Below are 12,805 nucleotides of genomic sequence, written 5' to 3'. Positions count from 1 at the left end.
ACGTACACACTGTGTTTTAACGGAGAAATTTGTCGAATTATCAGTTTATTTGTAATTATATTAAAATTGACGAAAATATTTTCGTAATGTTATTCTAGTGAATAAGTAATAGTAGATTTTCTTATACATGAGGAATATAAATATTTATTTTTTCGGAGGTTTGTTGTGAAAAAAATAATATCACAATTCAAAGAAAAATATTCTAGTAATCCAGTAATGAAATCTGAGAGGAAAGATATTGCCATTATTGGAATAGGCTGCCGATTTCCAGATGCTACAAATTATGAGGAGTATTGGGAAAATCTCGAAAATGGTCGTTTTAGTGTTCAAGAGGTTCCTGGTGATAGATGGAACTATAAAGATTTTACCAATTTACCTGAAGGATATAAAGGCAAAAGTGTAAGTAAGTGGGGAGGCTTTATAAATGATGTAAACACGTTTGACACAAGATTCTTTGGTTTATCGAATAGAGAAGTAGATGCGATGGATCCACAACAAAGAATCATGTTAGAGCTAGCTTGGTCTTGTTTTGAGGATGCAGGAATACCACCAAGTAGTGTGTCAGGTGAAAATATTGGTGTTTACATTGGTGCTTTTAATCACGATTTTAAAGAGCTTATTGAAAGAAGCCATGAAGACATTGTACCACATCATTCAACTGGTACCGCCTCTACTGTAATACCTAATCGAATCTCATATTATTTTAACTTAAAAGGACCTAGCCTCGAAATAGACAACGCATGTTCCGGCTCTCTTACCGCACTTCATACAGCTTGTCAGTCGATAATTAATGAAGATTGTACGATGGCTTTAGCTGGCGGGATTAATATTTTACTTTCACCAACAAGACAAATTTCCTTTTCACAAATGGGGATGCTATCTCCAACTGGTAAATGTAAGTCATTTGATAAAGATGCAGATGGATATGTACGTGGAGAAGGAGCAGGCATCGTCCTGTTAAAACCACTTCATAAAGCCATAGCTGACGGGGATACCATACATGGAATAATTAAAGGAAGTGCTATTAACCATGGTGGCAGAATGCGCACGTTAACCTATCCCAATTCTGATGCGCAAGCAAGTGTCATTACAGAAGCTATAAAGAAATCGGGTGTTGCCCCTAATACTATCACCTATATTGAAGCTCATGGAACAGGAACCCCAAAAGGTGATCCGATGGAATTTGAAGGACTTCAAAAGGCTTACGATGAACTATCAATTATTAATACTAATTCCAAGTCTAATTACTGTGGAATTGGGACAGTCAAAACCAATATAGGTCATCTTGAGGCAGCGGCAGGGATTGCTGGTGTCATCAAAGTCTTAATGGCTATGAAGTATAAAAAGCTTCCAAAAATATTACATTATCATCATTTAAACCCAAAAATCTCTCTTGATGGATCTCCATTTTACATGATTGATGAAGTGACTGAGTGGCATCCTAAAGACGAAGATGGAATCGATATCCCACGCAGAGCAGGTGTAAGTTCCTTTGGATTCGGCGGCACGAACGGACATATTATTTTAGAGGAACCTCCTAAGATACAAGAGACTAGGAATATTTCACATTCCTATTATTTTTTAGCCTTATCTGCAAAAAATGACGAGTCATTAAAACAAAAAGTGATAAATTTATCTAATTGGATTGAGAAAAATAGGGAAGTTGCTCGTATTGAAGATATTAGTAGTACTTTGCTTTTAGGGCGTGAACATTTTCAAAAAAGAATTGCTATTATATCCAATAATTTAATAGACTTGCAGGAAAAGCTTGTCGCAATTCTAGATAATAAAAAAAGTGATGATTGGAACAAAGGGGAAGTCTTCAAAAACGAAAATTTTTCGAAGCGTGTTATTGAGGAATATAGAACCGTCATCGGTGCTATAAAGAAAATGAAAGAATTCCACACGTTAGCATATAAGAAACAGTTAATAAATTTGGCTGATTTCTATGTAAGGGGATTTAGTATTGAGTGGGAACAGATATTAAAAACCAAAAGGAGAATAAATCTTCCAACATACCCATTTGTGAAAGAGAAATGTTGGATGCCTAAAGTAAATTTTAGTGTGAATGGAGATAAAGGTATAACCTATCCTATACCTACATCCCAAACGGGTGCGCTCCATCCTTTCGTCCATGAGAATACCTCTGATTTTACCGGACAACGTTTTAGTTCTTTATTTACCGGCACAGAGGATTTCTTGCATTCAACCAACGAAAATAAATCGTATTTACCAGAGTCAGCCCACTTAGAAATGATACGAGTTGCTGCCCAACGTTCTATGGCTGTTCAGAAAGATTCTACCATTGTGATTAAGGATGTCGAGTGGATAGAGCCTGTAGTAATAGACCATCATACAATCGTTCATATGGGCCTATATCCAGTTGCAGAAGGCGAACTTGAATGGGAGATATATACAGAGGTAAAAGGTACTGAAGAGGAACCAGAAGTGCGTAGTGAAGGAAAAGTGAGTGTTATAAAAACAGAAAGAGTAGTACCGTCCCTCCCAAAAATATATGATGAACGCTATCCAATCCAGGATTTTGAGAAAAAAACTCCAAGTATAGACAACTATATTAAAGAAATTTGGACAGATAACACCAAAGAAAGAAACCTCCTTGTACGTTTTAAGGAAATCAAAGAAAAAGAGAATCAAGGGTACAAGGAAAGAGAATTGATAGATATAGATTTGCTAGAAGCCTGCTTGGAATTGGTAAATGTTTATCTCACAAATAAAAGAGGTTTTAATACATTGTTCTCGATGGGGAAATTAGAGATCCCTGTACAAGCTAGCCAACCATTGTGGGGAGTTATCAACATAAAAAACTCTGAACAGGATAGTCTCTTAGAGCTTGATATTGTGCTGTATGATCAAGCAGAAAATGTAGTGGCTGCTATAACCGGTCTTCGTTATCAAAATCAGAATATTGAGGAAGTGGTTCCTCCTATTAAATCAAAAATGGAGCCGAAGGAACAGCATGAATTGATGACGTTTGAAGAGAAATGGGAGGAATCGGCATTAACACTAGAAGAAAAACAGCTTCATAGTGTTGTTGTATTAGTGACAGATGAAAACCGTCGTCAGGTCATCGAAAGGAAACTGAAACAACTGAACCCTGAGATAACGATAAACTTCATCGGGTTTGGAGAAAGCTATCAAAAGGAATCCACAAACCGTTACACCGTTCATTATGGAGATAAAAGCGGTTATGTCGCATGTTTGAAAGATATTATGACATCGGTCGGTAAGGTGGACGCAGTCCTCTATTTATGGCCAACAGAAGAGGAAAAGTGGATTACTGATCCAACCGGAATATTATACCTGCTTCAAGGAATTGCAGAGGCTAAGGTGAAGCCTGACAGAGTCTTACTTGCTGGTGGATATCAGGACGACCTGGAACGTTCTCATCTAGAATCCTGGATTGGAATCGAACGTTCTACAGGACTCGTTATGCCTGGAACAAAGGTCAGCATCATCATCGCTAACCGGAATGAAACACACTCCGCTGACTGGGTGGAACGTCTGTGGAAGGAAATACACGTAGTGAAAGCAGAAAGTGTATGGTATGAAGGAAATCATCGAATGGTAAACAGCATTCGCCCTATACAGGTAGAAGAAAGTTCTCAAACTGTTCCTCTTAAAAAAGGAGGAGTCTACCTTCTGACAGGTGGAGTTGGCGGACTTGGTATGATTTTTTCTCGTTGGCTTGTGGAGAAGTATCAGGCGAAATTAATCCTTATCAATCGTAGCAGTGAAGAGGCTAAGAAAGACAAGCTTCAGGAATTGAAGAACCTCGGTGCAGAAGTGGTGTATTACAGTGCTGATGTATGTAATGCAGACGAGTTGAAACAAGCAGTAAAGGCTGGTAAGGAACACTTTGGAAGGTTAGACGGAGTGATTCATGCCGCAGGCATAGAAGGAAAGGGAAGCATATTAGAAAAAAGTGTCGAAGAATATCTTCGTTGTTTAGGTCCAAAAGTTCAAGGTACGCTTGCCTTGGAAGAAGCATTACAAGGAGAAACGTTAGATTTCATCTGTTATTTCTCCTCCAGTTCAGCAATTATAGGAGATTTTGGGAATGGCGATTATGCCGTGGGGAACAGATTCCTCATGAGTTATGGGGCTTATCGAGAGCAGGAAGGATACCCTGGAAAAACGGTCATCATCAACTGGCCACTCTGGAAGAGTGAAGGAATGGGCTTTGAAGATGAGGAAGGAAGCAAGATGTATTTGAAGTCTAGCGGACAAAAATTCCTAGAGTCTGAGGAAGGAACAGCCATATTTGAGAAGTTGCTTTCCCAAACAAGAAACCAACACTTAGTAATGGTAGGAAGCAGAGAAAGGGTATACAGATTTCTTAGAATAAAAGAAAAGGTAGACGCGAAGATGGAAAAAATAGAAACAAATAAAGTTATCGTTTCACCAGGTAAAGGTAGAAGACCGGAAATGAAAGATTGGACAATTGAACAATGCTTACTTTGGGATTTAAAGGATAATACAAGTCAAATCCTTCAAATACCTAAGGAAAAACTAGGTATAGAGGAAAATCTTGCGGACTTTGGTTTTGATTCCGTAAGCCTTGGAGAATTTGCAGAATTGCTAAGCAATCGTTATCAAATTGATATTACACCGGATATATTCTTTGGATACCCAACGATGGAAAGATTAAGTGAATACTTATTAGAACGGTATCGTGTGGAGATGGCAGAGTTTTATCATGAGGGTGAAGAACATCCCATAGAAGTTGAACAAGAAGTTTCCTATGCTTTAGCAGGGGTGGCGGCAACTAAAGAGAAATATGTTGATAAGAAAGAGAGAAAAATAACTCGAAGAAACTTTAGTAATCAAAAATCTAGAGATGTTAGTAAGGAAGATTCCATAGCAATCATAGGTATGAGTGGAAGATTCCCAGAGGCACGTAGTGTAGACGAATTTTGGTCTATACTCAAAGAAGGAAAAGAAGTTATTCGCGAGGTACCACATGAACGTACGGAGTGGCCTGAAGCGGATAGAAAGGGAAGAAAGTTTGGAATCTTACCAGGCCTGGCAGAGTTTGATCCATTATTTTTTGAAATTTCCCCTCGCGAAGCAAGTTATATCGATCCAAGACAACGGTTATTACTTCAGGAAACTTGGAAGGCGTTAGAGGATGCCGGCTATGGTTCTAAAGCATTTGATAATGAAAAGATTGGTATGTTCGTAGGAATAGAAGATGGTGATTATAAGACAATTGCTGGTAATGAGGCGGGGATTACCACTAATCATAATGCTATACTCGCAGCCCGGCTTTCCTATTTTTTAAACCTAGATGGCCCGAATATGGCGATTAATACTGCATGTTCTTCAAGTCTTGTAGCGGTACACCAAGCTTGCCAGAGTCTAAGAAGTGGCGAGTGTGATACTGCTATTGTTGCAGGTGCCAATCTGATGATTACTCCTGAACTCTACAATAGTATGAATCATGCGGGTATGCTTTCGGAAGAAGGTACATGCTATGCCTTTGATAAGCGAGCAAATGGAATGGTCCCAGGTGAGGCCGTAGCTGCCATTGTATTAAAAAGGCAATCGAAGGCAGAAGCAGATCGCAATCCTATCTATGCATCAATTGTGGGAAGTGGCATTAACTATGATGGGAAAACGAATGGCATAACGGCACCTAGTGGAAGTTCACAAAGTAAGCTAATCAAGGAAGTATATGACCATTATCATATTAACCCACAGGATATGGAATATATCGTTACGCATGGAACAGGGACAAAACTTGGGGATCCTGTAGAAATTAATGCACTTTCAGAGGCCTTTAAAGACTATTCGGAAGCGAGGAATTATTGTGCCCTGACATCCGTCAAGCCAAATATAGGGCACACATTAGCGGCATCCGGACTAGTAAGCCTTATTAGTCTTGTTATGTCATTAAAACATGAAATGATTCCAGCGAGTATTAACTGTGAGCAACCTAATAATTATATCCAGTGGGAAAACAGTCCCTTCTATGTAAATAGGGCAAATAGGGAATGGAAAGATAGAGATGGTAAGAGACGATTAAGTGCGGTCAGTTCTTTTGGAATGAGTGGTACAAACGCTCATGTTGTACTACAAAGTTATGTTCCAGAGGAGAGTGAAAATATCCTTCCTTCTAGTCTAAAAGAAAAGCCTTACTACCTATTGGCCTTATCGGCCAAGACTCCAGAGTCATTACAACAAAGAATCCGAGATTTGAAAGTGATGTTGGAAAGAGAACAAGACTTTCGTCCATTAGAACTAGCAAATATTAGTTATACATTGATGGAGGGAAGACAGCATTTTCAATATCGTTTTGCTGTAGTTGTAAGTAATACAAATGATGCCCTACATGTGCTACAACACTCAGCAAATGGGGGGGATATGCCGAACCTGTTTAAGGGTACGGTCACAAAAGACTTTACGATTCGATCAGCAATATCTAGAACAATCGACGAATTAATTGCAGAATGTGTCGATATCGAAGGCAACTCTAAAGCATACAAAGAAAATCTTTATGCATTGGCTGAATATTATTGTATGGGTTATGAAATATCATGTGAAAATCTACTTAGAAATATAAAGCTAACAAAAGTGCACCTTCCAACCTATTCGTTTGCAAGGGAGAATCACTGGGTTGAAAATACAGCAATAGCACAGACCACGAAACAATCTAATATCAAAATTTTACATCCTTTGCTTCATCAAAATGTATCAACCCTAGCAAGACAGCGCTATTTGACCAACCTTGAAGAAAATTTGGATTCCATAAAAACATTTACTAACAGCCAGTACTTTCAAAAATCTAAAGGTGTCCATTTAGAAATGGCGAGAATGGCGATTCATGATGCAGGAAAAGATCTGGCAATACAAACCGCTGGGATTACACTCCATGATGTTGAGTGGTTTGAGACAATCGGTGATGAAAAACAAGGGAAAGTATACACGGAAATTTTCCTTGAGGATGATGAAACTATTGTCTATAAGATTTATAGCGAACATGAAGAAACTGTATTTTGCCAAGGAAAAGGAAGTTTTTTACAAACTACATTGGATAACCAATTAGATATTAGAAATATACAGGGGAACTGCAACCAAGCAATAGTAGAGTCAAAAGAATTTAACACAATCCTAAAGGCGTTAGAAATAGATCATAGAGAGTCAATTGGAATAGAAAAACTATATACAGGTAAAGATGCTGTTCTAGCTAAAGTAGCATTACAAAGTGAAGAGAGCGACAATGAGAACATCCTTTCACTTCATCCTAATTTAATCGAGTCTGCATTACTAGCAGTTACAGGACTTTCATTTAAACGGGATAAAACGAAAGGTGTAATGACAGCGAGAAAACCTGTTGGTATCGCATTAGAAAATCTAGAAATCATGGATTCTTATGATAGGAACATGTGGGTATATATTCAATTGAGAGAAGATGATCACAAATCAATATTAGATTCAACCCAAAAGGTAGATATTGTTTTATGCAATGATGAGGGGAAAATCTATGTAAAGATAAATAACTACACCTTTAAACTTTCAGAAAAGGAGTACACATTACCAATATCAAATGATAACGAGTTAGATATTGCGTCCATGGTTCCTAATGCAAGCTTTGTTAAATATAATGCTGAAAGAAATAAAGGGAGTGAAGAAAACACCGTAATGATTCCAAAATGGAAAAAGATTTCCATAGATAGTAAGGAAGAATTTTCATGCCATGGGAATATGTTGATTGTTGGTGGTTCAGGGGAAATAAGAATGGAATTTTTACGTGCTTGCCCTAGTGGGAAAGTCTGGGATATTCAACATGATAACCTTTCTATTGATGAGCTTGCGACAAGTTTGCAGGGATATGGGAATATAGATCATATTGTTTGGATAGCCCCAGTATTTGAGGAGAACACCATTCATTATAATAAAGTACTTAATGAACAGGAAGTAGGAGTAATATTTTTATTTAAACTCTTTAAGTCCCTTCATCAACTTGGATATTCCGAGGGGGAGCTGGAATTTACATTTATCACTTGTAAAACTCAGCACGTATTTGACAGAGAAGTGATTAATCCAACACATTCGGGAGTACATGGACTAATAGGTTCTGTTGCCAAAGAATACCCGAATTGGAACATTCGTCTTATTGATATGGGAACCACAACCAATTGGCCAATCACTCGTATGCTATCCATTCCTACAGATGATGAAGGAAATACAGTTGCACTTAGAGATCATGAGTGGTACAAATTGGAACTTGTGACTCATCATGATACACCCCCATTGCTGAAAGAAACCACGTATCGTCAAGGTGGTGTTTATGTAGTGATCGGTGGTGCTGGCGGTATCGGTGAGGTATGGAGTGAATATATGATTCGTAACTTCCAAGCAAATATAATATGGATCGGTCGTAGTAAACGGAATAAGGATATAGATGAAAAGATTACTAGACTTAGTTTATTGGGGCCAGCACCATACTATCTATCAGCAGATGCTACCAATTTAGAGTCTTTGGAAAATGCCTATAACGAAATCAAGCGGATATATCCCCATGTTCATGGAGTAGTACATTCTGCTGTGGGAATGCTTGATAAAAGCATTGCCGAAATGGATGTCAATATGTATAAGACCATTATCGGAGTGAAAATAGATGCGAGTGTTCATATGGCAAAAGTATTTGAAAATGAACCGCTTGATTTGATGCTATATTTCTCATCTGTTACTGCCTTTAGTAAATTAGGTGGCCAAAGTGGCTATTCTACTGGTTGTACATTTAAGGATGGGTTTGCACGAAGACTTTCGAAAGATTTAACATGTAATGTTAAAACGATAAATTGGGGATATTGGGGAAATGTTGGTATAGGTGAATCACTTACAGAAGCCTATAAGATTCGATTATCTATGTCAGGTATGAATCCAATTGAGCCGATGAAAGCTATGGAAGATTTAGACCTTATTTTGCGTTACCCTGAGTGTCAAATTCTATATATGAGACGTGATACGTCTAAAGTGAATATGCTAGTCGAAGGTGAAAAAGTTGCTTCTAGTGACGGTTTAGTTCAATCTACGGAATCCAAGAAAGAAGAAAGCAGTGTCAAGATTGATTATCTATTAAGAGAAAAAGTACCACATTCATTAAAAAGTTGGTAGGAGATGCTCTTAAAATCCCATATCAGCAGTTAGACACAAGTGAACAACTCGAGCGATATGGGATAGATTCTATAATGGTTAAACACTTAACACATGCATTTCGAAATGTCTTTAAGAATATAGACAGCACCTTGTTTTTTGAGTGCAAAACCATTAAAGAACTAGTTCAATACTTGATGAGTAACCAAAGAGATATTCTTTTGAGCTTGTTTGATTTGAAAGTCGATCATGTTGAGGAAAAGATACAAAAGGAAAATTCACCTAAAAATTCTATCAAACATACTAATAAACCGGTGGTCAACAATTTTACTAAGATAAATTCACCTAAAATGAAAGTGTTTAGCCAAAAGGAAATTCAGGACGAAGTAACCACAGATATCCCAATTGCAATTATTGGGATGAGTGGGCGATTCCCGGAGGCAAATAACCTTGATGAGTATTGGGAAAACTTAAAAAACGGAAAAGATAGTATTACAGAAATTCCTAGGGATCGTTGGCCATTAGATGGATTTTATGTAGATGATGTGAAAAAAGCACTGGAGCAAAGAAAAAGTTATTGTAAGTGGGGCGGTTTTATAGATGGATTTTCCGAATTTGATCCTCTTTTCTTTAAAATTTCTCCACGTGAAGCAATGAATATGGATCCACAAGAACGATTGATATTACAAGAAAGTTGGAAGACATTTGAGGATGCTGGTTACAGTAGGGAAAGAATAAAGCGACAACATAATGGGAACGTAGGGGTGTTTATAGGAATAACAAGAACAGGTTTTGATTTACATGGTCCAGATTTATGGAGACAAGGAGAGAATATTCACCCAAGCACATCTTTCAGTTCAGTAGCAAATCGTATTTCCTATATTTTCGATTTGAATGGGCCAAGCCTACCAATCGATACCATGTGTTCTTCCTCTTTGTCAGCTATACATGAAGCTTGTGAGAACATAAGACGTGGTCATTGTGAGATGGCCGTAGCAGGAGGCGTCAATATATATACACATCCCTCTACCTATATACTACTATGTGAAAAAAATATGTTGTCAAAAGATGGCGTTTGTAAGAGCTTTGGAAAGGAAGCGAACGGCTTTGTACCAGGTGAGGGTGTGGGAGTAATTTTATTAAAATCACTCTCAAAGGCAATCGAGGATGGGGATAACATTCACGGTGTTATTAAAGGAACTAGTATTAATCATGGTGGAAAAACAAACGGTTATACCGTTCCTAATCCTAAAGCACAGGCTAAATTAGTTCGTGATGCATTGGATAAAGCTAGTGTTAATGCTCGATCTGTTAGTTATATTGAAGCACATGGAACTGGTACTGAATTAGGAGATCCAATTGAAATCTCTGGGTTATCACAAGCTTTTAGAAATGATACAGATGACTTGCAGTACTGTGCTATTGGTTCAGCGAAATCGAATATTGGTCATTTAGAAGGAGCAGCAGGAATTGCTGGATTAATGAAAGCTATTCTTCAGATGAAAAACGGCCAAATTGCACCAACTCTACATGCTGATGAATTAAATCCACTAATTGACTTTGCGAACAGTCCGTTTTATGTGCAGAGAGAATTGAAAGAGTGGAGTAGACCAGTTTTAGAACTGAGTGGTATGAGGAAAGAATATCCCCGTATTGCCGGTGTATCTTCATTCGGTGCAGGAGGGGCAAACGCCCATGTAATAATTGAAGAATACCATAAAGAACTGTAAAGGGATCTATTAATTCTTGTTTAGAAATGAGGGAATATAATCATGCAGTTTCAACCCACAGTAATCTTATTATCTGCCAAGGATAATGAGCGACTTCTAGAACAAGTCCGTCAGTTAACTATGACAATTGAAAAAAAGGAATTGACGGATAAAGATCTTCCAAATATTAGCTTTACACTTTCGGTAGGACGAGAGCATATGGAGGAACGTTTAGCCTTCATAGTTAATAATATCACGGATCTAAAAGGAAAGCTGGAATTATATATCGCAGGTGATCGAAATATAGACGAATTCTATCAAGGTTCTGCAAACAGTAATCACGAGCTTGTTTCCGTTTTTAGTAATGAAGAGGAACTTGAACTTGCGGTAGAAAACTTGTTAATGCAAAGGAAATATGGAAAAGTTCTCGAGCTTTGGACTAAAGGGGTTTGGATAGAGTGGGCTAAGTTGTACCAAGGCTTAGAAGTTAGACCGCATTCTATCAGTCTACCAACTTATCCATTTGCAAAAGATCAGTATTGGATTTCAACGAAAAGAAAGCAATCTCTGGTACCGGTATCTCAAACCGGTACCATCCATCCTTTTGTTCATGAAAACACCTCTGATCTAAGGGGACAACGTTTTAGTTCTGTATTTACCGGAACAGAGGATTTTTTGAATTCGATCGATGAAAATTATTATCACATACCAGAGTCTATACATATAGAAATGATACGGGTGGCGGCCCAACGATCGATGGCTGTTCGGAAAGATTCTACCATCGTGATACAGGATGTTGAATGGATAGATCCAGTAGTTGTAAGCCAAAATACGATGGTTCATATGGCTCTTTATCCTGAAGCGGATGGTAGTCTTGAATGGGAGATCTATACAGAAGTAGAAGGTTCTGAAGAGGAGCCGGAAGTACGTAGTGAAGGAAAAGTAAGTGTTATAGAAATCGAGAGTATGGTAACATCACCGCTGAATGAATTACAAGCACAATATACAATTAAGCATTCCGACAATAACAGTAATAGAATGGATCAATACATAGAAGAGGTTCGGACAGATGATACGGAACAAAGAAGTCTTTTGGTTCGTTTTAAGGATATGAAAGAAAAAGAGAATCAGGGGTATAAGGAACGAGAAGTGTTAGATATTGATTTGCTGGAAGCTTGCCTGGAATCGGCGAATGTTTATCTAAGCAACAAGAGTGGTTCTAATAGACTGTATTCTATGAAAAAAATAGAGATTCCTGTTCAAGCTGGCCAACCACTGTGGGGAGTTATCAACATAAAAAACTCTGAACAGGATAGTCTCTTAGAGCTTGATATTGTGCTGTATGATCAAGCAGAAAATGTAGTGGCTGCTATAACCGGTCTTCGTTATCAAAATCAGAATATTGAGGAAGTGGTTCCTCCTATTAAATCAAAAACGGAACCGAAGGAACAGTATGAATTGATGACGTTTGAAGAGAAATGGGAGGAATCGGCATTAACACTAGAAGAAAAACAGCTTCATAGTGTTGTTGTTCTGGTGACAGATGAAAACCGTCGACAGGTCATCGAAAGGAATCTGAAACAACTGAACCCTGAGATAACGATAAACTTCATCGGGTTTGGAGAAAGCTATCAAAAGGAATCCACAAACCGTTACACCGTTCATTATGGAGATAAAAGCGGTTATGTCGCATGTTTGAAAGATATTATGACATCGGTCGGTAAGGTGGACGCAGTCCTCTATTTATGGCCAACAGAAGAGGAAAAGTGGATTACTGATTCAACCGGAATATTATACCTGCTTCAAGGAATTGCAGAGGCTAAGGTGAAGCCTGACAGAGTCTTACTTGCTGGTGGATATCAGGACGACCTGGAACGTTCTCATCTAGAATCCTGGATTGGAATCGAACGTTCTACAGGACTCGTTATGCCTGGAACAAAGGTCAGCATCATCATTGCCAACCGGAATGAAACACT

General features: G+C 38.1%; 3 protein-coding genes and 1 pseudogene. All 4 read left to right on the top strand.

Annotated features, from left to right (window positions below):
- The first annotated feature begins 165 nt into the window (after window positions 1–165).
- Complete coding sequence (locus tag G5W_RS0114845) at window positions 166–9,141, top strand: SDR family NAD(P)-dependent oxidoreductase (protein WP_010097880.1); 8,976 nt, start codon at window positions 166–168, stop codon at window positions 9,139–9,141.
- Window positions 9,135–9,257: pseudogene (locus tag G5W_RS24900) on the top strand (acyl carrier protein); the annotation flags it as partial. The gene G5W_RS0114845 and the pseudogene G5W_RS24900, both read left to right, overlap by 7 nt.
- A gap of 84 nt (window positions 9,258–9,341) precedes the next feature.
- Window positions 9,342–10,850 (top strand): type I polyketide synthase, encoded by a 1,509-nt coding sequence (locus G5W_RS22905; RefSeq protein ID WP_237706224.1) that lies wholly within the window; start codon window positions 9,342–9,344, stop codon window positions 10,848–10,850.
- Window positions 10,851–10,892: 42 nt separating this feature from the next.
- The coding region (locus G5W_RS22900; protein WP_010097878.1) for a KS-MAT linker domain-containing protein at window positions 10,893–12,805 on the top strand (1,913 nt) is incomplete at its 3' end.

The organism is Ornithinibacillus scapharcae TW25 (genome assembly GCF_000190475.1).
Lineage (GTDB): Bacteria > Bacillota > Bacilli > Bacillales > Amphibacillaceae > Ornithinibacillus > Ornithinibacillus scapharcae.
The sequence above is the reverse complement of the archived record's forward strand: the minus strand, read 5'-3'. Positions and strand labels throughout refer to the sequence as shown.